Origin of the sequence: Streptomyces sp. NPDC006624 (genome assembly GCF_040611555.1) — a bacterium.
In the GTDB taxonomy this organism is placed as follows: Bacteria; Actinomycetota; Actinomycetes; order Streptomycetales; family Streptomycetaceae; genus Streptomyces.
Map to the genome: position 1 here is coordinate 68,653 of NZ_JBEXOM010000022.1, position 26,410 is coordinate 95,062.

The following is a 26,410-nucleotide window of genomic DNA, read 5'->3' on the forward strand; positions in this document are numbered from 1 at the left end:
TGGCGGCACTATGGCTAAGGAAAAAGGGCGCAAGCTGATCGCGCAGAACAAGAAGGCGCGGCACGACTACCACATCATCGACACCTACGAGGCCGGCCTGGTCCTCACCGGGACCGAGGTGAAGTCGCTGCGCCAGGGCCGGGCGTCGCTGGTCGACGGCTTCGTGCAGCTCACCGACCACGAGGCGTGGCTGCACAACGTGCACGTGCCGGAGTACAGCCAGGGCACCTGGACCAACCACAGCGCCCGCCGCAAGCGCAAGCTGCTGCTGCACCGCGCCGAGATCGACAAGCTGGAGTCGAAGACCGGCGAGACGGGTCACACCATCGTGCCCCTCGCGCTGTACTTCAAGGACGGCCGGGCCAAGGTCGAGATCGCGCTGGCCAAGGGCAAGAAGGAGTACGACAAGCGGCAGACGCTCCGCGAGAAGCAGGACCGGCGCGAGGCCGAGCGGACGATCTCCGCGATCCGCCGCAAGCAGCGGGCCTGACCCCCGGGAATAGGCTGGCACGGTCGTGCGTTGGTCACGTACGATGGCATCCGCACCCCAGTGAGGGTGCAGGCCCCCCTCCCAGGAGGGGTTTGAAAAAACAACATGGGGATGATCGGTTTCGACAGCGGCTGTCGAAGCAGGGGAAGCGTGTCGAGGAAGCGGCCATGATCTCGTAAACCACAGGCCGAAAAAAATAATCGCCAATTCCAAGCGCGATTCCTCCCAGCAGGCCTTCGCCCTCGCTGCCTGATCTCAGGTAGCAGAGCGAGCCTCCTACAAAGGGAGTGTCAGCCCGGGGCTGTTCCCGACCCGGATCCTGGCATCAGCTAGGGAACTAAACCTTGATCCCGGTCACGGGGTGAAGAGGGAAACCAAACAGTGACTGGGCCCGTCGGAGACTTGTCCGCGTGATCTCCGGGGCCGAGAAAAGCGAAGCGGACTGCACACGGAGAAGCCCTGGTTCCGCACCGTTGGACGCGGGTTCGATTCCCGCCATCTCCACTCATCCCATGTGGGCGAAGGCCCCGTCGCTTCCGAGCGGCGGGGCCTTCGTCATGCGCGGGCGGCGGTGCGGTCCGTCATGCCGGGCCCGAGCCGGCCCGCACCGTCAGCAGCGGCGGCAGCAGGACCACCTCCGGGGCGGACGCCCCGTGCAGCCTGTCCACCAGCAGGTCCACCGCCCGGGCGCCCGGCTCCCCGGCCGGGAGGGACACGGACGTCACTGGGACGCAGGGCGCCGGCGCCTGCTCGTCGGGACGGACGGCGACCACCGACAGGTCGCCGGGCACACGTGCGCCGAGCCGCCGGAAGGCCCTGAGCAGCGGGTCCAGGAGGGGTTCGTTGTGGACGACCACGGCCGTCAGGGCGGGCCGCTCGCGCAGCAGCCGCTCCGCGAGACGGCCGGCGCTCCCCGGGGCGGACTCGGCGGGGTGCACGCAGGAGCCCAGGCCGTGCCGGTCGGCCGCGGCCGTGAAGCCCTCGACCAGGCGGTGCGCCGAGGCCGTCCGGCGCAGGTAGGCCTCCGGCGGCGAGCCGACCAGCGCCAGCGTGCGGTGCCCCAGGGCGGCCAGATGCTCCACGCACGCCTCCCCGGCCGCCCTGAAGTCGAGATCGACGCAGGTCAGACCCTGCGGATCCGCCGGGATTCCCATCAGGACCGCCGGGCGGTCCAGCGAGCGCAGCAGGGGAAGGCGCGGGTCCTCCAGGCCCACGTCCATCAGGATCAGCCCGTCCACCGGGGTGGTCCTTATTACGCGGCGCAGGGAGCGCTCGCCCTCCTCCTGGGTGAGGAGCAGGACGTCGTGACCGTGACGGCGGGCCGCCGTCACCACCGAGACGGCCGACCGCATCACCTCCGGCGGGTGCACACCGGGGCGGAGCGGCGCCGACAGGGCCAGGATCCGGGACCGGCCACCGGCCGGGGCGGGGACGGCCGCCGGGGGCCGGTAACCCAGCTCGCGGGCGGCCGCGTCGACGCGCCGCCGGGTCTCGTCGGAGATCGGGCGCTTGCCGCTCAGAGCGTAGGAGACGGTGCTGGGGGAGACCCCGGCCCGTCGCGCCACGTCCTTGATCCCGACCATCAGGCGGGCTCCGCGGCCAGGGCCAGGGCGCCCGTCCCCGGCAGGGCCCGGGCCTCGCGCGCACCGGCGGCCAGCGCCCAGGGCGCAGCGGGGTCGCTGCACGTGGCCCGCAGGACGTCCCCCTCGCGTACGACCGTGAAGGTCACGTCCCCGACCGGCACCGTCACCCGCTCCCCGGGCCGCAGTCCGTAGGCCCGCAGCGTCACCCCGTCCGCGTGGTCGTAGTCGGGGCGGTCGTCCCGGGCGCCGACGGGGAGCACCGCGCCCGGCCGGACCAGCAGGGGCACGCTCATCACGCCGTGCCGTTCGCGCACCCAGCGCGGGCCGGTCACCGCCCGGCCCGTGAGGAAGTGCGTCCAGGTGCCCTCGGGGACGTAGTAGGTGACGTCGCCCTCGTCGTCGAACACGGGCGCGACCAGCAGGTCCGGGCCGAGCATGTACTGCCGTTCCAGGTGGGCGCAGCCCGGGTCGTCCGGGAACTCCAGGACCATCGCCCGCATCACCGGCAGGCCCTCGCGGTGGGCGGTGCGGGCCGCCTCGTAGAGGTAGGGCATCAGGCGGAGCTTCAGCCGGGTGAAGTGCCGGGCCACGTCCACGGACTCCTCGTCGAACAGCCAGGGGACGCGGTAGGAGCCGCTGCCGTGCAGGCGGCTGTGGGAGGAGAGCAGGCCGAAGGCCAGCCAGCGCTTGAACAGGGCCGGGGACGGGGTGCCCTCGAAGCCGCCGATGTCGTGGCTCCAGAAGCCGAAGCCGGACAGCCCGAGGGACAGCCCGCCGCGCAGCGACTCGGCCATGGACTGGTACGTCGCCTCGCAGTCGCCGCCCCAGTGCACGGGGAACTGCTGGCTGCCCGCCGTCGCCGAGCGCGCGAACAGGACGGCCTCCTCCTCGCCGCGGTGCTCGCGCAGCACCTCGAAGACCGTGCGGTTGTACAGGTACGTGTAGTAGTTGTGCATCCGCTCCGGGTCGGAGCCGTCGGACCAGACGACGTCGAGCGGGACCCGTTCGCCGAAGTCGGTCTTGAAGCAGTCCACGCCCTGCGCGAGCAGCGCCCGGAGCTTCGCGGCGTACCAGTCGCGGGCGGCCGGTGACGTGAAGTCGACCAGCGCCATGCCGGGTTGCCACATGTCCCACTGCCAGACGCCGCCGTCCGGGCGTCTGAGCAGATGCCCGAGCGCCTTCCCCTCGGCGAACAGCGGGGAGCGCTGGGCGATGTACGGGTTGATCCACACGGAGACGCGCAGGCCACGCGCCTTCAGCCGGGCCAGCATGCCCTCCGGGTCGGGGAAGACCCGGTCGTCCCACCGGAAGTCGCACCAGTGGAACTCGCGCATCCAGAAGCAGTCGAAGTGGAAGACGGACAAGGGCAGTTCGCGCTCCCGCATGCCCTCGATGAAGGACGTCACCGTCTCCTCGTCGTAGGAGGTGGTGAACGACGTCGACAGCCACAGCCCGAACGACCAGGCGGGCGGCAGGGCCGGGCGGCCGGTCAGGGCCGTGTACCGGCGCAGGATGTCCTTCGGGGTGGGGCCGTGGATGACGTAGTACGTCAGCTCCTGGGTCTCGGCGCTGAACTGCACCCGGGACACGACCTCCGAGGCGACCTCGAAGGACACCCGGCCCGGGTGGTCGACGAAGACGCCGTAGCCCGCGTCGGTGAGGAAGAACGGCACGTTCTTGTAGGCCTGTTCGCTGCAGGTGCCGCCGTCGGACTGCCAGATGTCCACCGTCTGCCCGTTCTTCACCAGCGGGCCGAAGCGCTCGCCGAGGCCGTAGACGGAGGTGCCGACGTTCAGGACCAGCTGTTCGCGCAGGTGGTGGGCGCCGGAGGGGTCCCGCATGATGCCGGTGTTCCGGGGGCCGCTGCGGGTGAGCGTACGGCCGTGCGCGCGGAACTCGACGTTCCAGTGGCCGGTGCGGGCCACCCGGACCGACAGGTCGCCGGAGGTCAGGGTCGCGTGCTCGTCGTCGCAGGTGATCCGCGGGACGGTCGCGGCGGCCGGGAGCTCGAACGCGGGGCGGTGGGAGGGGTCGCCGCTGAAGTGCGTCAGGGTCAGGCCGATGACGTCCGGCAGAGGGCTGTGCGCCCGGAGCGTGAGGACCGGGCCGGTCATCAGGTCGCCGCGGGAGCGGATCGGCCGGGTCGGGGCGTGGACCTCGAGGGCGCCGTCGGTCTCCTCGACGTCGAGCACCTGGGCCGGGTGGGCCGCGGTGACACCCTCGCGCAGCAGCCAGTAGCCGTCGGTGAACTTCATGTGGGGGTCCCTCACTCTGCCGCCGCCCGATGTCGAAGCGCTTCGACGACCGAACGTAGGCGTGGTGCGGGAGAGCGTCAATGGGGCGTGCGTCGAACGGTGAAGCGGTTCGACACGCCGAACAGGGAGAGCGGGAGAGCCAGCGCGGCGGCCGCCACCGGGACTCCGTAGCCCGCCGTCGCCGACGCGTGCTCCACCGTGAAGCCGCCGAGCGCGCTGCCCCCGGCGATGCCGCCGAGCAGGCCGGTCACCGCCAGGGTCATGCCCTCGTTCAGCCGGCCCTTCGGGGTGCGCTGCTGGACCAGCGTCATGGTGGTGACCATCGTCGGGGCCGTGGCCATCCCGGCCACCAGCAGGGCGGCCGCCAGCAGGACGAGTGACCCGGTGAGGGCGGCGGCGAGCAGCGGCAGGGCCAGCAGGGCGGTCATCGCGGCCACGCACCAGGGCAGCCGGGCCGCGGCCGGGCCGGTGGGGCGCGCGGCGCCGTAGACCAGACCCGCGGCACAGGAACCCGCCGCCTGGAGCGCCAGCACGACGCCCGCCGCCGAGCCGTGCCCCTGCGCGTCCGCGAACGCCAGCGTGACGACCTCCGTCGCGCCGAAGACCCCGCCCATCGCCAGACAGGTCACGAGCAGCGGGGGCATGCCGGGGGCGCGCAGCGGCGCCTTCGCCGGTGTCCCCGCCCGGACCGGCGGCTCCGTCGCCCGGCGGCTCGTGAACAGCACCACGCCGGTCAGCAGCAGCACCGCGCCGACCAGGGTGCCCGCCTCCGGGAACAGCGCCGTGCACAGGAACGCCGCGAGCACCGGGCCCAGCATGAAGCACAGTTCGTCCACGGCCTGCTCGAAGGAGTTGGCGGTGTGCAGGGCCTTGGGGTCGCCGTCCAGCAGATACGCCCAGCGGGCCCGGGACATGCCGCCGGTGTTCGGGGTCGTGGCGGTCGCCGCGTAGGAGGCGAACAGGGTCCAGTCGGGGGCGCCTTGGCGCACGCACAGCAGCAGGGCGAGGGAGCCGAGGGCGGCCAGGGCCGCGGCGGGCAGCGCCACCCGGGCCTGGCCGTGGCGGTCGACGAGCCGGGCGATCCAGGGCCCGGCCACCGCGGTCGCCGCGAGCCCCGTCGCCGTCACGGCGCCGGCCAGGGCGTACGAGCCACGCGTCCCGGCGATCATGATGACCGCGCTGACGCTGAACATGCCCATCGGCAGCCGCGCGATGAGATTGCCGGCGGTGAACGCACGGGCGCCCGGCAGGCGGAACAGGCTGCGGTACGGGGCGACTTGGGCGGTGAGTTGGGCCATGCCCCCACCGTCACCCGGGGGTGATCACCCGGTCCAACACCTGTTCGGTGCCGACTCACGCACCTGTGATGTGAATCCGCCCGGCGGGTGGTCGCGGCCGGGCCGAAAAGCCGTGGCGAGAAGTATTCGCTCCTTGTTCTTCATACATTGCTATGGAGATTCCTCATGCTCCTCATAGTGCACGGAAAAGATGCTCATTCGCGAAAATCCTTCACTCGTTTGCCGCGCATCCGGTGAAGTGAGCCGACGGTTAGTCGGTACATGACCGAGGCGACCAGGAAAGACGGCTGGGCGGTAACGCTCGGCCCGTACACCTACATTCCGGCTCCGGCGCACTCGTCGGCCACCGTCAACGGGACCCTCACCAAGGGTGGTTGCCCGGTCACGCTGCAGGTGACCGAAGCGGTGCTGCGGGATTTCATCGACGCCATGAGCGCGCTGGAAAAAGACCTCGCCCGGCGGTGGATGAGCGCCACGGAACGGCCCGCTTTCGCACTCGCGGAATAGCGGGCCGCGCGATGTACGACAACGAATTCGAGGGCACCGGGCGGCACCGGGCCCCCACCCGGGATTTCGTCACCCCCCTCACTCCGCCGGACCCCACCTGGGACCCCGCCGAGGAACTGGCCTTCATCCTCGAGGAAGCACTGGGCGAGCGGCCCCGGGCGCCGCGGATCCCCGCCCCGCGGGACGAGGCACCGGCCGTGGTGGCGGTCGGCGGCCAGGACCCCCACATGCGGCGGCTCCAGGACATCACCGAGGAACTGCCGCCGGTACGGGACGTCCCCCGGCGCCACCGCAAGGTCCGCACCCGGAAAGTCCCGGGCGTGCTGCGCACCACCAGCTTCCTCGTCGCCGCCCTGGCGGCCGTCATCGCCTGCGCCGTCAGCCTGCTGAGCGGCATCACCGCCTACGACCCGCTGCGCCTGGTCGCCGCGTCCCCCGCGGAGCGCGGCCTGCGCGCCTGGTGGCCCCTGCTGGTGTACGGCCCCTGGCTGGTCGGCTCCCTGTCGGTCCTGCGCGCCGCGCTGCACCAGCGCCGTGCCGTGCACTCCTGGTGCGTGGTGCTGGTCTTCTCGTGCGTCGCCGTGCTGCTGTGCGTCGCCCAGGCACCGAGGACGGTCCTCGGCACCGCGGCGGCGGCCCTGCCCGGCCTCGCGGCGCTGGCCTGCTTCCAGCAGATCGTCCGGCAGATCACCCTGACGCGTCCGCCGCTGCGGTCGACGCCCCGGCACCGCGTGGGGCTGGCCCCGCAGCGCGAGACGCCGGGTGCGGACGCCGCGAAGGACGGGCCCGGGGAGCCCTGGCAGACGGCGGGCCTGTAGGCCTACGGGCCGCCGGGCCTTGCCTGGTCGGGCTGTGGGCCACCGGGCGGCCGGGCCTGGTCGGGCTGTGGCCCGCGGGCCAGGACTTTCGGGTGCTGCCGGTTTTCGGGATCCACGACTGTCGGGGCCTGCCGGCTGCCGAGTCCACGGCTTTTGGCCCCCCGGTTCCCGGAGGGCCACGGCCGGGCGCCCGCCGTGGGCAGGACGAACCGCTTGCCGCCCTCGGCGAGGGAACTCGTCTCCTTCGAGCGGGAGTTGACGCCCTGAGCCTACGGCTCCCGAGCACGCGGGTTTCCGCGCCCACCGGCCCCTCGGCATCCCACCCCACCCCCGCTGTAGGTTCACCGCATGCCTGCCCACGTCGACCCCCGGCTTCTTCGTGCATTCGTCGCCGTTGCCGAGGAGCTGCACTTCACCCGCGCCGCGGCCCGGCTTCACCTGGCGCAGCAGGCGCTCAGCCGGGACGTGCGGCGGCTGGAGCGGGAGCTGGGTGCCGAGTTGTTCGTACGGACCACCCGGCAGGTGACGCTCACGCCCGACGGGGAGCGGCTGCTGCCGTACGCCCGGCGCGCGCTGCGGGCGCAGGACGACCTGCTCGCCGCCTTCGGCCAGGCCCGGCCCCTGCTGGTCGACCTCAACTCCCCGGGCCTGGCCACCCCGCGCCGCGTGCTGCACCGGGCGCGCGAACTCGCCCCCGCCCAGGAGCTGATGGCCCGCTACGAGAGCGGCCTGACCGGAGCCGCAGGCGAGCTGCTCGCGGGCCGGCTGGACGCGTCGTTCGGACGGTTCGCCGGGCTGGACCCGGCGCTGCGGGCCGGGCTCGCCCACCAGCCCGTCCGGTACGAGCCGATGGCGGTCGTCCTGCCCGAGGACCACCGGCTGGCCGCCCGGGCGCGGGTACCGCTCGCCGAGCTGGCCGGCGAGACCGTCTACGCGGGCGCCGGCAACGCGCGCACGCCGGAGTGGACCGGCCTGGCGCGGCTGCTGTTCGAGGGGCGGGGCGTGGACATCGCGCCACCGGCCCCGCTGGCCGTGGGGGAGGAGGAGTTCCAGCGGCTCATGGCCCGGACCCGTAACCCCGTTCTGGCGGTGGTGGGATTCCCGGCGCTGCCGTCCACCGTGGTCCGGCCGCTGGTCGATCCCGTGCCGCTGTCGCCCGTGTCGCTGGTGTGGCGCAAGGGCCTGACCCACCCGGCGTTCGACGCGCTGCGCCGGGCGGCGGCCCTGCTCAGCGCCGAGGAGGGGTGGCTGCGGCGGCCCGCGGGGGGATGGATTCCGGCCGTCGACGATGTCCTCATGGCGTCTCACGAATGCCACGATTCGACACGACGCGCACACAGAACCTGCGCGTGCGCTACATTCGACGCCTGAGCACGGTGTGGTAATGGGGGGCGCTCGGACGGGTGGGGGCCCGGTCCGACGACGGGTGCTCAGGTCGTAAGCGCACCTGAACCATCCCATGGGGGGAAGTGCGTGCGCGTGAAAGAGTGGCGGGAAAACGCCCAACCCGAATGGCCTGAGGCCGCGTCGACGACCGGTGACGTATCCGCCGACGGCAGAGTCCGGGAGCAGAGAGCCACGCAGGTCCTGGCCGGCGGTGAAGCCCGGGGGACCACGCGCGAACTGCCCGCCCCCACGGAGATACTGCGCGCCATTCCGCGGCAGAGCGAGGGCGAGGGCGGCGCGCGTCCCGCGGATCCCGCGCCCCGGCCCGCCGTGGATCGCGCACCCCGGCCCGCCGTGCGCGACCCCTGGGAGGAGCCGGAGGACAGCGACCCGTCCGAACCCGGCGGCGAGCACACCCACGACCCGCACGAGGTCACCGTCCAGCTCGACGCCGTGCAACTCGGCGACGGGTTCGTCCGGCAGGTCAAGGAGGGCACCGGCTCCGGAGCCCCCGCCGACCGGCCCGTCTTCGTCGACGAGTCCGGCCGCCGCAGCCGCCGCCTGCGCCGGATCGGCATGGCCGTGGCCCTGGCCTGCGGGGCGTACGCCGTCGTCATCGTGGCCACCCTGATGTCGGGCAGTTCCGACGCGCCCTGGCTGCCCGTGCCGGGCCAGAAGGACAACCCGCCGGCCGGGCAGGTCGACAGCCCGCCGCTGCCGGAGGGTTCGGCCCCGGCCGGGGACACCGGGGCGACCGCCCCCGGCGGCACGCCGAGCACGGGCGGCACGACGGCACCCGCGCCGGCCCCGACCGCCGTCATCCCCGAGGCCACCGCCGGGGCCGGCCGCACCGGCACGTCAGCGAAGCCGTCGCCGACCGCCACCGGGACCACTCCGAGGCCGGGCACCGGCGGCGGCACCGCCCCGACCCCGGCCGCACCGGCGGACCCGGTGACCACACCGTCCACCGCCGCGACGCCGACGACCGAACCCACGCCCGAGCCGACCGAGACCACCGGCGCCGCCGACGACGGCGGCACGGGCACGGTCGCGGAAGGCCCGGTCGCGGACCCGCTCGTGACCGAGACACCGGCCGCCGCCTAGGCCGCGTCCCGCCACCCGGCACCCGGCACCCGGCACCTGGCCACCCGGCACCCGGCCACCCGGCACCCGGCACCCGTTCTCGGCCGGACACCGGACGCCGGGCGCCGGACGGCCGGCCACCGGCCACCGGGCGACGACGCCGTCGCCGCGGGCCCGGGCGGACACCCTTCTCATCGCGGTGACCCGCCGGCGGCACCCCGGTGCCCGGCGGTCACCGCACCGCTCGCACGGTGTCCGCTCGACCAGTGGACCCCGGACCCCCGGACCCCCGGGCCCCGGGCCCCCGGCTCCGAGCCCCGGACGCCGAAGCGCCCGCCCCCACCCCGGGCGGGCGGGACGCCCCGGCCCGCCGGCCCTTCTCCCCGCCGCAACCCGTCCCCGTACCACCCCGATCGCACCACCCGGAGTACCACCACCCATGGCATCCCGAATCCGCCGTTCCGGGCCCGCGTCCCGAGCCCCTGGCGGCTCAAGGCGCCGGCGCCTGCCCATGCGCCTGCTGCTGCCCCTGCTGGTCCTCGTCGCCCTGGCGGCGATGCTCATGCTGCGCGGGTACGTGCACAGCGAGATCCTCGCCGACCACCGCGTGGGGCCGCCCGCGGCGAACGACCGGGTGCCCGAGGAGATCCTGAAGGGCGGGCCCGTCATCGACACCCGGAGCGGGAAGCCGGCCAGCCTGGACCTCCCGGACCGCGAGCTGGTCCTCACCTTCGACGACGGGCCGGACCCCGTCTGGACGCCCAGGGTCCTCGACGTGCTGAAGAAGCACGACGCCAAGGCCGTCTTCTTCATCACCGGCACCATGGCCTCCCGCTACCCGGACCTCGTCCAGCGCATGGTCGACGAGGGCCACGAGATCGGGCTGCACACCTTCAACCACCCCGACCTGTCGCTGCAGAGCAAGAGCCGCGTCGACTGGGAGCTGTCCCAGAACCAGCTCGCGCTGGCCGGTGCGGCCGGCATCCGCACCTCGCTGTTCCGTCCGCCCTACTCGTCGTACGCCCGGAACATGGACAACAACTCCTGGCCGGTCACCGAGTACATCGGCAGCAAGGGCTACATCACCATCGTCAACGACACCGACAGCGAGGACTGGCGGCGGCCCGGCGTCGAGAAGATCATCAGCAACGCCACGCCGAAGGGCCGCAAGGGCGCCATCGTGCTGATGCACGACTCCGGCGGCGACCGCTCCCAGACGGTGGCCGCGCTCGACCGGTACATCTCGGGGCTGCAGGACAAGGGGTACCGCTTCCACACCCTCACCCGCGCCCTGCAGGCACCCAGCGCGCACACCCCGGTCGCCGGACTGGAGTCGCTGAAGGGCGAGGCGTGGGTCTTCCTGGTGCAGGCCTCCGAGAAGACGACCGACGTGCTCGTCGCGGGCCTCGCGGTCGTCGGCGTCCTGGTCTTCGCCCGGCTCGGGCTGATGCTGATCCTCTCCGTCGCGCACGCCCGCCGGGTCCGCCGCCGCGACTTCCGCTGGGGCGAGACCGTCACGGAACCGGTGTCCGTGCTCGTGCCCGCCTACAACGAGGCCAAGTGCATCGAGCAGACCGTCCGCTCCCTCGTCGCCAGCGACCACCCCATCGAGGTGCTGGTCATCGACGACGGCTCCAGCGACGGCACCGCGCGCATCGTGGAGAACCTCGGCCTGCCCGGCGTACGCGTCGTGCGCCAGCTCAACGCCGGCAAGCCCGCCGCCCTCAACCGCGGCATCGCCAACGCCAGGCACGACCTGATCGTGATGATGGACGGCGACACCGTCTTCGAACCGACCACCGTCCGCGAGCTGGTGCAGCCCTTCGGCGACCCGCGCGTCGGCGCCGTCGCCGGCAACGCCAAGGTCGGCAACCGCGACTCGCTCATCGGGGCCTGGCAGCACATCGAGTACGTGATGGGCTTCAACCTCGACCGCCGCATGTACGACGTGCTGCGCTGCATGCCCACCATCCCCGGCGCGGTCGGGGCGTTCCGGCGCAGCGCCCTGGAGCGGGTCGGCGGCATGAGCGACGACACGCTCGCCGAGGACACCGACATCACCATGGCCCTGCACCGCGACGGCTGGCACGTGGTCTACGCCGAGAAGGCCGTCGCCTGGACCGAGGCGCCGGAGTCCGTCCAGCAGCTGTGGTCCCAGCGCTACCGCTGGTCGTACGGCACCATGCAGGCGATCTGGAAGCACCGCCGCAGCCTCGTCGAGCGCGGGCACTCCGGGCGCTTCGGGCGGGTGGGGCTGCCGCTGGTGTCGCTGTTCATGGTGGTCGCGCCGCTGCTGGCCCCGCTGATCGACGTGTTCCTGCTGTACGGCCTGGTGTTCGGCCCGACCGAGAAGACCATCGGCGCCTGGCTGGGCGTCCTCGCGGTGCAGGCGGTCTGCGCGGCCTACGCGTTCCACCTGGACAAGGAGCGCATGACCCACCTGATCTCGCTGCCGCTGCAGCAGATCCTCTACCGCCAGCTCATGTACGTCGTCCTGCTCCAGTCCTGGATCACCGCCCTCACCGGCGGTCGGCTGCGCTGGCAGAAGCTGCGGCGCACCGGCGCGGTCGGCCTGCCCGGCGGATCGGGCACGCCCCAGCAGCAGATGGACGAAAGGCCGGTCGGATGACCACCGCTCCCGTCACCGCCGAGACCGCGCCGCAGGAGCAGACCGCGGCGCGCAGGCCCGGACGCGATCGCTACTTCGACCTGCTGCGCGCCCTCGCGCTGTTCCGCGTGGTGCTGTACCACCTGACGGGCTGGGCCTGGCTGCCGCTGGTGTTCCCGTCGATGGGTGTGATGTTCGCGCTCGCCGGCAACCTCATGGCCCGCTCGCTCAAGCGGCCCGCCGTGCGGGTGATCCGGGGCCGGATGCGGCGGCTGCTGCCCCCGCTGTGGCTGCTGGGCGCCGTCGGCGTCACCGGCATGGTCCTGCAGGGCTGGGGGCCGGACGCCGAGGGGCACCCCGGCTGGTGGTGGCTCCACCTCGCCTTCTGGATCGTCCCGCTCAGCGACCCGCCGTACGCCGAGGGACTGCCCGGCATCCACGGCTTCGTCGGCGAGAACTGGGCCGCCGAACTCGCCGGCCCGCTCTGGTACCTCCGCGCCTACCTCTGGTACGTCCTGCTCTCCCCGCTGATCCTCAAGGCCCTGCGCGCCCGGCCCGCCGTCACGATCCTGGCGCCCGTCGCCCTGGCGGTCGCCTTCGAGCAGGGCTGGCTCACCCTGCCCGGCGAGCGGCTCCCCTCCGCGCTCACCGACTTCTCCACCTTCGGCGCCTGCTGGATCATCGGCATGGCCCACCAGGAGGGCGTCCTGCGCAGGCTGCCGCGCTACCTCGTCCCGTCCGTGGCGCCCGCCATCGCGCTGGCCGGCCTCTGGTACGCCCTGCACCACGGCTTCGGACCCGGCAACGACCTGGACAGCATGCCCCTGGCGCAGGCCCTGTGGTCCTTCGGCACGGTGCTGTTGCTGCTGCACGTCAGCCCCTCCTGGTCGGAGTGGCCGCGCCGGCTGCGCCGCTGGTCGGGGGCGATCACCCTGCTCAACTCGCGCGCCGTGACGATCTACCTCTGGCACAACGTCTGCATCCTGGTCGCCGCGACCCTGTGGGACCGGCTGTGGAGCGTCACCGTGCTGGAGCGACACGTCCCGTGGCTGCTGGAGAGCGTCTGGCCGGTCCTGGTCCTGGTGTGGGTGCTGATCGGCGCCTGCGTGCTGGCGTTCGGCTGGGCGGAGGACCTGGCGGCGCGGCAGCGGCCCCGGCTGTGGCCGACGGGGTCCCGTTCCGCGGGGCCCGACCCGTGTGGAAAACTGCCCGAGTTGCGCTTGTGAACAGGGTGGCCAGGGGAGCGGTGGGGATGAGCAGACGGCAGACGCAGAAGATGCTGCGGCTGATGGCGAGCGGTGAACCCGTGGAGCTCACCAGCCCGATGGCGTCCGTGAAGAAACTCGCCCGACTGGCCTGCATCGCCCAGCAGTTCGGCTACGAGTACGCCGACGTCCGGCAGAGCAGCGGCCGCAACGGCGCCCTCACCATGCTGCTCCTGCCCGACCCCGGTCCGCAGGCCCGGGCGCGGGCCGCGCAGAACTGGGCCCAGTACCCGGGTGCCGCCGACGGCGTCTCCCTGCCGCCGCTCGTGCCCGACGCGTTCGAGCTCCTCAAGGCCAGGATCAACTTCGACCTCACCGGCAAGAACGCCGAGAAGCGCATGGGCTACGGCGCCCTGGGCGTCACCATCGGCTGCGTGGTCCTGGCCTTCCGCGCGGGCGGCGACTCCGGCGACTTCGAGGTGGCCGCGGTGGTGTGGCTGCTGCTGATGGCGGTCTTCGGCATCGGCCTGGTGGTCACGCGCAAGCGCAACGCCAAGTTCGCCGGACGGCTGCAGGCGGCCGGCTTCGTACCGGTTTCGGACGAGAACGGGCGGACGCGCTACCTGCCGCCGGGGGCCCAGCTGCCGGGGCAGGGCAACCCGTTCGCGGGCGGTCCGTACGGCGGACCGCAGGCCGGCGGGCCGGGGCAGACCGGCCCGTACGGCGTCCCGGCCCAGCCCGGCGGCATGCCCGGCCCGTACGCCCAGCCCGCACCGCACGCGGCCCAGCCCGCACCGGCTCCCTACGGCAGCCCGGCTCCCCACGGCAGTCCGGCCCCTTATGGCGGTCAGCCCGCACCGGCTCCCTACGGCGGACAGCCCGCGCCCGCTCCCTACGGCGGTCAGCCGGCTCCGGGCCCGTACGGCGGCCAGCCCGCGCCCGCTCCCCACGGCGGACAGCCCGCCCCCGGCCCCTACGCTGCTCAGCCTCCCGGCCCCCACCACCAGCCCTATCCCCAGCAGAATCCCAACTGGCAGCCCCCTCAGCGCTGACCCGGACGCCCGCCGGGACCTCTCATCCCGCTCCGGCGCGGGGTGAGAGCAACGTTCCCTCGCGGTCACCCGCTGCCACAGGCAGGAAACGCGCCCTCCCTACCTTCGGGACCAGCCACTCGTAGAACGACCGAGTCCCGGAGCAAGTGGAGGCGTCATGACAGGCCCTGGCACGGCACCCGAACCCCCGAGCAGGGGCGGACGCTGGATCCGGCACTGGGATCCGGAGAACGAGACGTTCTGGAAGGAGACCGGCGAGAAGGTCGCCCGCCGCAACCTCTGGTTCTCCGTCCTGTCCGAGCACATCGGCTTCTCGATCTGGACCCTGTGGTCCGTGCTCGTGCTCTTCATGGGCCCCGAGTACGGGCTGACCCCGGCCGACAAGTTCATGCTGACCTCGATGGTCACGCTGGTCGGCGCGGTCGTCCGGGTCCCCTACACCTTCGCCGTCGCGCTCTTCGGCGGGCGGAACTGGACCATCATCTCCGCCGCCCTGCTGCTGATCCCGACCGTGGCGGCGTTCGCCGTGATGGAGCCGGGCACCTCGTTCTCCACGTTCCTGCTCGTGGGCCTGCTCGCCGGCATCGGCGGCGGCAACTTCGCCTCCTCCATGACGAACATCAACGCCTTCTTCCCGCTGCGGAAGAAGGGCTGGGCGCTCGGCCTGAACGCGGGCGGCGGCAACATCGGCGTACCGGTGATCCAGCTGGCCGCGCTCGCGATCATCGGCGCCGGCGGCGGTCCGCGCGTGCTGCTCGGCGTCTACATCCCGCTGATCGTCGTGGCCGCCACGCTGGCCGCGCTCTACATGGACAACCTGGAGAACGTCAGGAACGACACCGGTGCCGCCAAGGACGCCGCGCGGGACGCCCACACCTGGATCATGTCCCTCCTCTACATCGGCACCTTCGGCTCCTTCATCGGCTACAGCTTCGCCTTCGGCCAGGTCCTGCAGAACCAGTTCGGCCGCACCCCGCTGGAGGCCGCGTACGTCACCTTCATCGGCCCGCTGCTCGGCTCGCTGATCCGTCCGCTCGGCGGCCGGCTCGCCGACCGCTACGGCGGCGCGAAGATCAGCCTGTGGAACTACGTGGCGATGGGCGTCGCGACGGCCGTCCTGATCGGTGCCTCCATGGAGAAGTCGCTGGCCCTGTTCACCGCGGCGTTCGTGGTGCTGTTCGTGCTCAGCGGGCTCGGCAACGGCTCGACGTTCAAGATGATCCCCGGCATCTTCCAGAACAAGGCCCTGGCCAAGGGGCTCACGGGCGAGGCGGCGGCGGCGTACGGGCGGCGGCTGTCGGGGGCGTCCATGGGGCTGATCGGCGCGGTGGGCGCGCTCGGCGGCGTCGGCATCAACCTGGCCTTCCGCCAGTCCTTCCTCTCCTACGGTTCGGGCACCGGGGCGTTCGTCGCCTTCCTCGCCTTCTACGCGGTCTGCTTCGTGATCACCTGGGCCGTATACCTTCGCCGCACGGCACCCCGGGTACCCGCCGAGTCGGCGACCTCGGAGGCGAAGCCGCAGCTCAGCTACGCCGAGGTGTGACGTAACACCAGCGACATCCAGCCGATCCGGGCCTGTCACGAGCCGTTGACAGGCTCGATCGGCATGTAGGTACGCCGTACCCACGCAGTACGACGACTCGAGTGCGGGACGACAGCCATGTACGAGGAAGAACAGCGACCGGACCACGGGCCCCTGGCGGGTTTCACCGTGGGTGTGACGGCCGCGCGCCGGGCCGACGAGCTGGGGGCGCTGCTGCAGCGGCGCGGTGCCGTCGTCCTGCACGCCCCCGCCCTGCGGATCGTGCCGCTCGCCGACGACAGCGAGCTGCTGGACGCGACGAAGGAGCTCATCCGGCAGGTGCCGGACATCGTGGTCGCCACCACCGCGATCGGCTTCCGGGGCTGGGTGGAGGCCGCCGACGGCTGGGGCCTCGGCGACGACCTGCTGGCGCGGCTGGGCGGCGTGCGGATCCTGGCGCGCGGGCCGAAGGTCAAGGGCGCGGTCCGGGCCGCCGGTCTGACGGAGGAGTGGTCGCCGTCGTCGGAGTCCATGGCGGAGGTGCTCGACCGGCTGCTGGAGGAGGGCGTCGACGGGCTGCGCATCGCCATCCAGCTGCACGGCGAGCCGCTGCCCGGGTTCGTGGAGGCGCTGCGGGAGGGCGGGGCCGAGGTCGTCGGGGTGCCGGTCTACCGCTGGATGCCGCCGGAGGACCTCGCCCCGGTCGACCGCCTCCTGGACGCGACGGTCTCCCGCAACCTGGACGCGCTCACCTTCACCAGCGCCCCGGCCGCGGCCTCCCTGCTCTCCCGGGCGGAGGACCGCGGACTGCTCCCCGAACTCCTGGCCGCGCTCGGCCACGACGTGCTCCCGGCCTGCGTGGGCCCGGTGACGGCCCTGCCCCTGCAGTCCCGCGGCATCGACACGGTCCAGCCCGAACGCTTCCGGCTCGGGCCCCTGGTCCAGCTCCTGTGCCAGGAACTCCCCACGCGGGCCCGTGCTTTGCCGATCGCCGGGCACCGGGTCGAGATCCGCGGTCACGCCGTCCTGGTCGACGGCGACCTCAGGCCGGTGCCGCCCGCCGGCATGTCCCTCCTGCGGGCCCTGTCCCGCCGCCCGGGCTGGGTGGTGGCCCGCGCCGACCTGCTGCGTGCCCTGCCGGGTTCCGGCCGTGACGAGCACGCCGTGGAGACGGCCATGGCCCGCCTGCGCACGGCCCTGGGCACCCCGAAGCTGATCCAGACGGTGGTCAAACGCGGCTACCGCCTGGCCCTGGACCCGGCGGCGGAGACGAAGTACGCGGACGCGTGAGGCGACCGGCGGGCCGGGCATCGGTGAAGATCGGCGGCCATGCCGTCTCGGTCGGCGGCGACTTCAGGCCCGTGCCGCCCGCGGGCACGGACCCGCCGCCCGGATCGGGTCGTGGCCCGCGCCGCCCCGGACGGTGGCAGAAGGAGGTTGTCGCCGGGCTTCGGGTCCGGCGGCGGAAGCGAGGTAGGCGGGGTGTGAGGCGGTCGGCGGGCCGGGCCTCGGGGGAGATCGGCGGCCATGCCGTCCTGGTCGCGGCGGGTTCAGGCCCGTGCCGCCCGCGGGCGCGGACCCGCCGCCCGGGCCGGGTCGTGGCCCGTGCCGCCCCTGACGGTGGTCGATCGCGGCTGTCGCCTGGCCTGGAACCCGGTGGCTGAGGCGAAGTACGCGAACGTGCCCGTGCCGCCCCCGGCGGTGGTCACGCGCGATCACCCGCCCGGCCCTGCACCCTCCGGCGGAGGCGAAGTGCGCGGACGCGTGCAGCGGCTGGCCGACCCCGGGGGAGGGCGGGGGCCCCGAAGGCCCTCGGAAGGCAGGGGCGGGATCGCGTCCCGCCCCGTACCGAGGGGTTTCCGGGGCAGCCGCGGGCAGGCACTGTAGGAGGGAACGGTTTCCCGGCCCTCTCACTGGCGTCGCACCGAACCCCGCCCGGCCGCGGGGAACCCTAGGCGGTGACAGGCACATGGCACTGGGTACGGCCACGGCCCCGTACGAGCTGCGGTTCGACGCCGGGCGGATCTGCCTGGATCTGCTCGCCACCGCGCACCCGGAGGAACGGCTCGACTCCGTGGAGGTGCTGCGGGCCTGGATCACCGGCTCCGGACTCGTCCCGGCGGGCACCGCCCTCACCCGGGCCGACGCCGCCTGGCCGGCTGCCTTCCGCGAACTGCGCGGCCAGATCGACCGGTTGGTGCGCGGCTGGTCGGGCTGCGGCATGACGACGTACGACGTCGCCCTCGCGCGGGTCAACGACCTGGCCCGCACCGCGCCCCCGGCCCCGCGCGCCGTCCGCGGCGAGGACGGCGGTCTGGTGCGGAGGCTGGACGGACCGCCCGGTTGCGCCGCCCTGCTCGGGGCCGTCGCCCGGGACGCCGTCGACCTGCTCACCGACCCCGTCGCCCGCGCCGCCCTGCGCCAGTGCGAGGGGGACAACTGCCGGATCGTGTACCTCGACACCTCACGGGGGCGCAGGAGGCGCTGGTGTTCCAGCGAGGTCTGCGGAAACCGCGAGCGCGTCGCCCGGCACCGCCGCCGTGCGGCACTCGCCCGCGCGTAAAACGGAATTGAGTGGTTCCTGCATTCAATTTCCCCGTCCTATATGCCAGTTCTGCGTCCGCGCTGTCGAAGTGATTTCGATTACACGTCGTTTACCTACGCTCCCGTAGGGAAAGCCTGGCGTGATCGGTCCGTTGTGGCGGAAATGTAAAGATCGCGGGGTGGGAATGTGCACCCATGTCCCCCTCGTCACGTCACTCCGAAGAAAAGTGTCACCTCTCTTTGAACGCGCAACGCCCCCCGTCCGTACGGCATGTCGAGCGACCGACTGGGGGAACCCCCGGACATCGGAGGTGGGCGTGCGCAAGGATTCCGTCGTGGCCAATGAACGTGCACCGAGGGCCCGACATCGCATGTCCCAGCCCTCGGAACCCGACGAGGAGCTGATGCGTGCGCTCTACCGTGAACACGCCGGCCCCCTGCTGGCGTACGTCCTGCGCCTGGTCGCCGGAGACCGGCAGCGCGCCGAGGACGTCGTCCAGGAGACGCTCATCCGTGCCTGGAAGAACGCCGGTCAGCTCAATCGGGCGACCGGTTCGGTACGCCCCTGGCTGGTGACGGTCGCCCGGCGCATCGTCATCGACGGCCACCGCAGCCGGCAGGCCCGGCCGCAGGAGGTCGACCCGTCGCCGCTGGAGGTCATCCCCGCGGAGGACGAGATCGACAAGGCGCTGTGGCTGATGACTCTGTCGGACGCACTCGACGACCTGACCCCCGCTCACCGGGAGGTGCTCGTCGAGACGTACTTCAAGGGGCGTACCGTCAATGAGGCGGCCGAGACCCTGGGCATACCCAGCGGAACGGTCCGCTCCAGGGTGTTCTACGCCCTGCGTTCGATGAAGCTGGCACTGGAGGAGCGGGGGGTGACGGCGTGATGAGTGTTTACGGGGGTAACCAAGGGTTCGGTACGGGAGGCATGGGTATGTCTGGTCCCATGCAGGGATCTCCGGTGCCGAACGAGCACGAGACCGTCGGCGCCTACGCCCTCGGCATCCTCGACGACGCCGAAGCGACCGCCTTCGAAGCCCACCTCGCCACCTGCGAATGGTGCGCCCAGCAGCTCGACGAGCTGGCCGGCATGGAGCCGATGCTCGCCGCCCTCGCCGACCTGCCCGGCTCCGGCAGCACACCCGCCATCGGCGAGTCGCTGTCCGCGAAGCCCCGGCCGCGCCTGGTCGAGAAGCTGGTCGACGAGGTCGCCGACCGCCGCGCCCAGAAGCGCCGCCGCAGCTTCTACATGGTGGCCGCGGCCGGTGCGCTGATCATCGGCGGTCCCTTCGTCGCGGTCGCGACGAACGGCGCGGACGGCGACAGCGGCGGCGCGGAGAACCGCCCGCTCGCGGCGAGCCCCGCCAAGGAGGCCTTCGAGGGCATCTCCGACAAGATCTCCGCCACGGACCCGACCACCAAGGTCTCCGCGACCGTCGCCCTGCAGAAGAAGGACTGGGGCACGGGCACGGTCCTGGAGCTGAAGAACGTCAAGGGCCCGCTGAAGTGCGCCCTCGTCGCGGTCGGCAAGAACGGCGAGCGGGAGACGCTCTCCTCCTGGTCCGTCCCGAACTGGGGCTACGGCGTCCCGGACGCCAAGACGGACAAGGCCAAGGAGCCGCTGTACGTCCAGGGCGGCGCCGCCTTCGAGCCGAACGAGATCGACCACTTCGAGGTCGTCACCTTCGACGGCAAGCGGCTCGTCGAGGTCGACGCGTAGCCTTTCCGGGTCCCCTTCGCGTACGGTAGACGGCTGCCCAGCACGTCAGAAGGGGGCCCGGTGGCCGCTCAGGCTCAACAGGGAACCGCGCTCGACTCCCTGAGAGACAGAGAGATCAGCGTCGAACAGGAACATCTGGACCGGGTGTACCGGCGCCTCGAGGAGAAGATCCACGAGGCGGAGTTCCTCATGAACGACGCGGCCCAGCGCGGCCAGGTCGGCACGCCCGGCGCGCTCGCCGAGCGCGACGCCCAGGTGTTCCGGGCGGGCATCCACCTCAACCGTCTCAACAACGAGTTCGAGGACTTCCTCTTCGGCCGTATCGACCTGCTGTCCGGCAAGGACGGCAAGAAGGGACCCGACGGCGCGTACACCGCCGTCGAGCCCGCCGAGGGAGCGGTCCGCGCGGACAACACCGCCGACATCGCCGAGACCCTGCACATCGGCCGCATCGGCGTCCTCGACACGGACTACGCCCCGCTGGTGATCGACTGGCGCGCCCCGGCCGCCGCCCCCTTCTACCGCTCCACCCCGGTCGACCCGGGCCGGGTCGTGCGCCGCCGCGTCATCCGCTCCAAGGGCCGCAGGGTGCTCGGCGTCGAGGACGACCTGATGCGTCCCGAGCTGACGGCGTTCCTCGACGGCCGCGAGCTGCCCGTCATCGGCGACGGCGCCCTGATGGCCGCCCTCGGCCAGGCCCGCAGCCACACCATGCGCGACATCGTCGCCTCCATCCAGGCCGAGCAGGACCTGGTCATCCGCGCCCCCGCCGCCTCCGTGACCTACGTCGAGGGCGGCCCGGGCACCGGCAAGACCGCCGTCGCCCTGCACCGCGCGGCCTACCTCCTCTACCAGGACCGGCGCCGCTACGCGGGCGGCATCCTGATCGTCTCGCCCACCCCGCTGCTCGTCGCCTACACCGAGGGCGTGCTGCCCTCCCTCGGCGAGGAGGGCCAGGTCGCCATCCGCGCGATCGGTTCCCTGGTCGACGGCAGCGAGGCCACCGTCTACGACGCGCCGTCGGTGGCCCGGGCCAAGGGGTCGTACCGCATGCTCAAGGTGCTGCGGAAGGCCGCGCGCGGCGCCCTGGAACGGAGCGAGGCGCCGACCCGGCTGCGCGTGGTCGCCTTCGGCCGCCGCCTGGAGCTTCAGGCCGGGGAGCTGGACGGCATCCGCCGCGCCGCCCTCGGCGGCACCGCCCCCGTGAACCTGCTGCGCCCCCGCGCCCGCAAGCTGCTCCTGGACGCCCTGTGGGAGCGCTCCGGCGCGGCAGGCCGGCACACCGACCCGGAACTCGCCGCCGAGCTGCGCTCCTCCTTCGACGAGGACATCACCTCCGAGGACGCCTTCCTCGCCTTCCTCGACGCCTGGTGGCCGGAGCTGACCCCGGCGGCCGTCCTGGACGCCATGTCCGACGAGCGCCGCCTGGGCCGCTGGGCCCGGCGGATCCTCAACCCCGGCGAGATCCGCAAGGTCGCCCGCTCCCTCAAGCGGGACGGCCGCTCCGTGCACGACATCGCGCTGCTCGACGAGCTCCAGGCGATCCTCGGCGCCCCGGCCCGCCCCCGCAGGAGGCGCGAGCTCGACCCGCTGGACCAGCTCACCGGCCTGGAGGAGCTGATGCCGGTGCGCGAGGAGTCCCAGCGCGAGCGGGCCGAGCGCCTGGCGCAGGAGCGCACCGAGTACGCGCACGTCATCGTCGACGAGGCCCAGGACCTCACCCCCATGCAGTGGCGCATGGTCGGCCGCCGCGGCCGGCACGCCACCTGGACGGTGGTCGGCGACCCGGCCCAGTCCTCCTGGTCCGACCCGGACGAGGCAGCCCAGGCACGCGACGAGGCGCTCGGCAGCCGGCCCCGCCGCCGCTTCGAGCTGACCGTGAACTACCGCAACCCGGCCGAGATCGCCGACCTCGCCGCGAAGGTCCTGGCCCTGGCGATGCCCGGCTCCACCTCCCCGAGGGCGGTCCGCTCCACGGGGGTCGTGCCGCGTTTCACGGTCGTGGAGGACACGCTCGGCGACACCGTCCGCGCGGAGGCCGCCCGGCTGCTGGAGCGGGTCGACGGCACGGTCGGCGTGGTCGTCGCCATGCAGCGCCGCGAGGAGGCCCGGCGCTGGCTCGCCGGGCTCGGCGACCGGGTCGTGGCACTCGGCAGCCTGGAGGCCAAGGGCCTGGAGTACGACGCGACGGTCGTGGTCTCCCCGGCGGAGATCGCCGACGAGTCCCCGGCCGGCCTGCGGGTGCTCTACGTCGCGCTGACCCGGGCCACCCAGCAGCTCACCGTCGTCTCGGCCGAGCGGGACGTGCCCGACGCGGCCGGTGTGCCGGACCTGCTCAGGGACTGAGCGGGGTTACCCACCAACCGGCGAAATGAACTCCCGGTGAGGGAATGGCCTTACGGGATCCGTTTGTTAGCCTGGACGTGGCACCGGCTCGATCCAAGCCCCCGGGCCCAACCTTCGTCGCTACGAGCGACCACTTGCCGCGAGGCGAGCATGGCGGGTCGGTGCCACCTGCTTCATGAAGAGACCCACGTCCGCGTGACGTGGGTCTCTTCTTTCTGGGCGGTTCCGCGAACAAAACGTTCGCAATCGAGGGCGGCTACCCGCTACTCAGCGGTAGGTGCGACGATCGGACGGCACAACTCAGCGTCAGGTGAAAGCAGAGGAAGTCGGCCATGGCAACGGCGCCCAGCGTCTCCTACTCGATGACGGTCCGGCTGGAGGTGCCCGCGAGCGGAACCGCCGTCTCGCAGCTCACCACCGCCGTGGAGTCCTCCGGAGGCTCGGTGACCGGCCTCGACGTCACCGCGTCCGGTCACGAGAAGCTCCGCATCGACGTGACCATCGCGGCCTCGTCCACCGCGCACGCGGACGAGATCGTCGAGGAGCTCCGCCGCATCGAGGGCGTCACGCTCGGCAAGGTCTCGGACCGTACGTTCCTGATGCACCTCGGCGGCAAGATCGAGATGCAGTCCAAGCACCCCATCCGCAACCGTGACGACCTCTCCATGGTCTACACGCCCGGCGTGGCCCGCGTGTGCATGGCCATCGCCGAGAACCCCGAGGACGCCCGCCGCCTGACCATCAAGCGCAACTCCGTTGCGGTCGTGACGGACGGCTCGGCCGTACTGGGCCTGGGCAACATCGGCCCGAAGGCCGCGCTGCCCGTGATGGAGGGCAAGGCGGCCCTGTTCAAGCGGTTCGCCGGGATCGACGCCTGGCCGATCTGCCTGGACACCCAGGACACGGACGCGATCGTCGAGATCGTCAAGGCCATCGCCCCGGGCTTCGCCGGCATCAACCTCGAGGACATCTCCGCCCCCCGCTGCTTCGAGATCGAGGCCCGGCTGCGCGAGGCCCTCGACATCCCCGTCTTCCACGACGACCAGCACGGCACCGCGATCGTCGTCCTCGCCGCCCTGACCAACGCGCTGCGCGTGACGGGCCGGGCCATCGAGAACATCCGCGTCGTCATGTCGGGCGCCGGCGCCGCCGGTACGGCCATCCTGAAACTGCTGATCGCCGCGGGCGTCAAGAACGCCGTCGTCGCCGACATCCACGGCGTGGTGCACGCCGGCCGCGAGGACCTGGTGGACGCCGCCCCGGACTCGGCGCTGCGCTGGATCGCCGACAACACCAACCCCGAGGGCCTCACCGGCACCCTGAAGGAGGCCGTGCGCGGCGCGGACGTCTTCATCGGCGTCTCCGCCCCGAACGTCCTCGACGGCGATGACGTGGCCGCCATGGCCGACGGCGCCATCGTGTTCGCGCTCGCGAACCCGGATCCCGAGGTGGACCCGGCAATCGCCCGCCAGACCGCGGCCGTTGTCGCCACGGGCCGTTCCGACTTCCCGAACCAGATCAACAACGTGCTGGTCTTCCCGGGCGTCTTCCGCGGCCTGCTGGACGCGCAGTCCCGCACGGTCAACACGGAGATGATGCTGGCCGCCGCGAAGGCGCTGGCGGACGTGGTGACCGAGGACGAGCTGAACCCGAACTACATCGTCCCGAGCGTCTTCAACGACAAGGTCGCGGGCGCGGTCGCCGGGGCGGTGCGGGAAGCGGCCAAGGCGGTCGGCGCGGCGGCGGCCGGCGCCACCCGGGTCTGAGACCGGGAGCACGTCCGGGCCGGGGAAGAGGGGTCCGGGGGCCTCGGCCCCCGGACTGTGAGGATCCCCACGCGGCCCGGAGACCGGCGCGTCGCAGGACTCCCACCACCTGCGGAGCCCTATCGTGGCGGCCAGGCTCAGGCCCTCTTACGTGTGACCCCCCCAGGGTGTTCTCACGACTCATGCGGGTGCCGGATTGGCTTTCCCGCCGCAGGTAGAGGCAGGATGCCTCCCTGGGCGCGAGGGTCTGACGACGGACCCGGGTCCGGGGACTCATCGAGGACCCTGGCAGCATCGGCTTCGATCTGACGCCTCAACGGCAAGATGAACACGGGAGTAAGAACATGAACCGCAGTGAGCTGGTGGCCGCGCTGGCCGACCGCGCCGAGGTGACCCGCAAGGACGCCGACGCCGTGCTGGCCGCGTTCGCCGACGTCGTCGGCGACATCGTCTCCAAGGGGGACGAGAAGGTCACCATCCCCGGCTTCCTGACCTTCGAGCGCACCCACCGTGCCGCTCGCACCGCCCGCAACCCGCAGACCGGCGAGCCCATCCAGATTCCCGCCGGGTACAGCGTGAAGGTCTCCGCGGGCTCGAAGCTCAAGGAAGCCGCCAAGGGCAAGTAACCCTGCCGTTCGTACGCCGGCGGTGTACGACACGCAGTGAGAGACCTCAAAGGGGCGGCCACCCGAACCGGGTGGCCGCCCCTTTGACGTCACTGCGCGTGCGCGCGGTACTCCTAGCCGAGCGCCTTGCCCGGCAACTCGACCTTCGCGCCCAGCTCGACGAGCTTCTCCATGAAGTTCTCGTAGCCGCGGTTGATGAGACCGATGCCGTGGACGCGGGACGTGCCCTGGGCCGCCAGCGCCGCGATGAGGTACGAGAAGCCACCGCGCAGGTCGGGGATGACCAGGTCCGCGCCCTGCAGCTTGGTCGGGCCCGAGACGACCGCGGAGTGCAGGAAGTTGCGCTGGCCGAAGCGGCAGTTCGAGCCGCCCAGGCACTCGCGGTAGAGCTGGATGTGCGCGCCCATCTGGTTCAGCGCGGAGGTGAAGCCGAGGCGGGACTCGTAGACCGTCTCGTGGATGATGGACAGGCCCGTGGCCTGGGTCAGGGCGACCACCAGCGGCTGCTGCCAGTCGGTCTGGAAGCCCGGGTGGACGTCCGTCTCCAGCGCGATGGACTTCAGCTGGCCCCCGGGGTGCCAGAAGCGGATGCCCTCGTCGTCGATCTCGAAGGCACCGCCCACCTTCCGGTAGGTGTTCAGGAACGTCATCATCGAGCGCTGCTGCGCCCCGCGGACGTAGATGTCGCCCTCGGTCGCCAGCGCCGCCGACGCCCAGGACGCGGCCTCCAGGCGGTCCGGAAGGGCGCGGTGGTTGTAGCCGCCGAGCTTGTCCACACCGGTGACGCGGATCGTGCGGTCGGTGTCCATCGCGATGATGGCGCCCATCTTCTGCAGGACGCAGATGAGGTCCTCGATCTCCGGCTCGACGGCCGCGTTCGAGAGCTCGGTGACACCCTCGGCGAGGACGGCCGTCAGCAGCACCTGCTCGGTCGCGCCGACGGACGGGTAGGGCAGCTGGATCTTGGTGCCGCGCAGCCGCCGGGGCGCCTCCAGGTACTGGCCGTCCGCGCGCTTCTCGATGGTCGCGCCGAACTGCCGCAGCACCTCGAAGTGGAAGTCGATGGGCCGGCCGCCGATGTCGCAGCCGCCGAGGCCGGGGATGAACGCGTGGCCGAGACGGTGCAGCAGCGGGCCGCAGAACAGGATCGGGATACGGCTGGAACCGGCGTGGGCATCGATGTCAGCGACGTTCGCGCTCTCCACGCGCGTCGGATCCATCACCAGTTCGCCGGGCTCGTCACCCGGACGGACCGTCACACCGTGCAGCTGCAACAGGCCCCGTACGACCCGCACGTCACGGATGTCCGGAACATTGCGCAGCCGGCTCGGAGCGCTGCCCAGCAGCGCTGCGACCATGGCCTTCGGTACGAGGTTCTTCGCACCGCGGACACGGATCTCGCCCTCCAGCGGGGTTCCGCCGTGGACAAGCAGGACATCGTCGTTGACGGTCATGAATCTCGCGTTCCGTGGAGTCGGGCAGGGGCCAGGAGGGAAAGGGTAATCGCCTTCCACCCCCCTTCCGTAAGCCCGCGTCGGACCCAGCCACGTCATAGCTCTGTCACAACACGAACCGTTCCGGCCCGGCCACGGGGG

General features: G+C 72.4%; 20 protein-coding genes and 1 other RNA gene. 17 read left to right on the top strand and 4 right to left on the bottom strand.

Going from position 1 to position 26,410, the window contains the following annotated elements:
- Positions 1-10 precede the first annotated feature (10 nt).
- On the top strand, positions 11-490 hold the full coding sequence (smpB, locus tag ABZY20_RS30860) for an SsrA-binding protein SmpB (RefSeq protein ID WP_356445744.1): 480 nt from the start codon (positions 11-13) through the stop codon (positions 488-490).
- A 107-nt stretch (positions 491-597) separates the two neighbouring features.
- Positions 598-997, top strand: a transfer-messenger RNA (tmRNA) gene (ssrA, locus tag ABZY20_RS30865).
- Between the two features lie 74 nt (positions 998-1,071).
- Here the strand turns inward: ssrA and ABZY20_RS30870 are convergent.
- From ABZY20_RS30870 to ABZY20_RS30880, 3 genes are all read right to left on the bottom strand, one after another.
- Positions 1,072-2,073 carry a LacI family DNA-binding transcriptional regulator gene (locus tag ABZY20_RS30870; RefSeq protein ID WP_356445745.1) on the bottom strand — a complete coding sequence of 334 codons (1,002 nt, stop codon included), beginning with the start codon at positions 2,071-2,073 and terminating at the stop codon, positions 1,072-1,074.
- A complete protein-coding gene (yicI, locus tag ABZY20_RS30875) occupies positions 2,073-4,328 on the bottom strand; it encodes an alpha-xylosidase (protein ID WP_356445747.1) in 2,256 nt (751 codons plus the stop codon). Before yicI ends, ABZY20_RS30870 begins: the two co-directional genes overlap by 1 nt.
- Before the next feature lie 77 nt (positions 4,329-4,405).
- A complete protein-coding gene (locus ABZY20_RS30880) occupies positions 4,406-5,626 on the bottom strand; it encodes an MFS transporter (protein WP_356445749.1) in 1,221 nt (406 codons plus the stop codon).
- Between the two features lie 261 nt (positions 5,627-5,887).
- On the opposite strand from ABZY20_RS30880, the gene ABZY20_RS30885 reads away from it, so the two are divergent.
- The 15 genes from ABZY20_RS30885 (at position 5,888) to ABZY20_RS30955 (ending at position 24,815) form a co-directional block, all read left to right on the top strand.
- Positions 5,888-6,133: a hypothetical protein gene (locus ABZY20_RS30885; RefSeq protein ID WP_356445751.1), complete on the top strand. Its 246-nt coding sequence runs from the start codon at positions 5,888-5,890 to the stop codon at positions 6,131-6,133.
- Positions 6,134-6,144: 11 nt separating this feature from the next.
- Complete coding sequence (locus ABZY20_RS30890) at positions 6,145-6,951, top strand: hypothetical protein (RefSeq protein WP_356445753.1); 807 nt, start codon at positions 6,145-6,147, stop codon at positions 6,949-6,951.
- 348 nt (positions 6,952-7,299) lie between these two features.
- Positions 7,300-8,322 carry a LysR family transcriptional regulator gene (locus ABZY20_RS30895; RefSeq protein WP_356445754.1) on the top strand — a complete coding sequence of 341 codons (1,023 nt, stop codon included), beginning with the start codon at positions 7,300-7,302 and terminating at the stop codon, positions 8,320-8,322.
- 102 nt (positions 8,323-8,424) lie between these two features.
- A complete protein-coding gene (locus ABZY20_RS30900; protein ID WP_356445756.1) occupies positions 8,425-9,441 on the top strand; it encodes a hypothetical protein in 1,017 nt (338 codons plus the stop codon).
- 418 nt (positions 9,442-9,859) lie between these two features.
- The gene (locus ABZY20_RS30905) at positions 9,860-12,049 is read left to right on the top strand and encodes a bifunctional polysaccharide deacetylase/glycosyltransferase family 2 protein (RefSeq protein WP_356445758.1); all 2,190 of its coding nucleotides are present in this window, start codon (positions 9,860-9,862) and stop codon (positions 12,047-12,049) included.
- Positions 12,046-13,254, top strand: a complete 1,209-nt coding sequence (locus tag ABZY20_RS30910) for an acyltransferase (RefSeq protein ID WP_356445760.1) — start codon at positions 12,046-12,048, stop codon at positions 13,252-13,254. The genes ABZY20_RS30905 and ABZY20_RS30910 overlap by 4 nt, the downstream gene beginning before the upstream one ends.
- Before the next feature lie 26 nt (positions 13,255-13,280).
- Positions 13,281-14,285, top strand: coding sequence for a hypothetical protein (locus ABZY20_RS30915; protein WP_356445761.1), 1,005 nt, complete (start codon positions 13,281-13,283; stop codon positions 14,283-14,285).
- Between the two features lie 157 nt (positions 14,286-14,442).
- Positions 14,443-15,828, top strand: coding sequence for a nitrate/nitrite transporter (locus ABZY20_RS30920; protein WP_356445762.1), 1,386 nt, complete (start codon positions 14,443-14,445; stop codon positions 15,826-15,828).
- A 117-nt stretch (positions 15,829-15,945) separates the two neighbouring features.
- Positions 15,946-17,097 (top strand): uroporphyrinogen-III synthase, encoded by a 1,152-nt coding sequence (locus tag ABZY20_RS30925; protein WP_356445764.1) that lies wholly within the window; start codon positions 15,946-15,948, stop codon positions 17,095-17,097.
- Positions 17,098-17,776: 679 nt separating this feature from the next.
- Positions 17,777-18,370: an ABATE domain-containing protein gene (locus ABZY20_RS30930; RefSeq protein WP_356445766.1), complete on the top strand. Its 594-nt coding sequence runs from the start codon at positions 17,777-17,779 to the stop codon at positions 18,368-18,370.
- Between the two features lie 352 nt (positions 18,371-18,722).
- A complete protein-coding gene (locus tag ABZY20_RS30935; RefSeq protein WP_010039908.1) occupies positions 18,723-19,244 on the top strand; it encodes a sigma-70 family RNA polymerase sigma factor in 522 nt (173 codons plus the stop codon).
- Entirely contained in the window at positions 19,244-20,077 is an 834-nt protein-coding gene (locus ABZY20_RS30940) for a zf-HC2 domain-containing protein (protein ID WP_356445768.1), read from the top strand. Before ABZY20_RS30935 ends, ABZY20_RS30940 begins: the two co-directional genes overlap by 1 nt.
- Before the next feature lie 60 nt (positions 20,078-20,137).
- Positions 20,138-22,423 (top strand): UvrD-helicase domain-containing protein, encoded by a 2,286-nt coding sequence (locus ABZY20_RS30945; protein ID WP_356445770.1) that lies wholly within the window; start codon positions 20,138-20,140, stop codon positions 22,421-22,423.
- 332 nt (positions 22,424-22,755) lie between these two features.
- Positions 22,756-24,189, top strand: coding sequence for an NAD-dependent malic enzyme (locus ABZY20_RS30950; RefSeq protein ID WP_356445772.1), 1,434 nt, complete (start codon positions 22,756-22,758; stop codon positions 24,187-24,189).
- Between the two features lie 344 nt (positions 24,190-24,533).
- Positions 24,534-24,815, top strand: coding sequence for an HU family DNA-binding protein (locus ABZY20_RS30955; protein WP_003990598.1), 282 nt, complete (start codon positions 24,534-24,536; stop codon positions 24,813-24,815).
- Between the two features lie 113 nt (positions 24,816-24,928).
- Here ABZY20_RS30955 and murA read toward each other — a convergent pair whose 3' ends face one another.
- A complete protein-coding gene (gene murA, locus ABZY20_RS30960; RefSeq protein WP_356445774.1) occupies positions 24,929-26,269 on the bottom strand; it encodes a UDP-N-acetylglucosamine 1-carboxyvinyltransferase in 1,341 nt (446 codons plus the stop codon).
- Between the last annotated feature and the right edge of the window lie 141 nt (positions 26,270-26,410).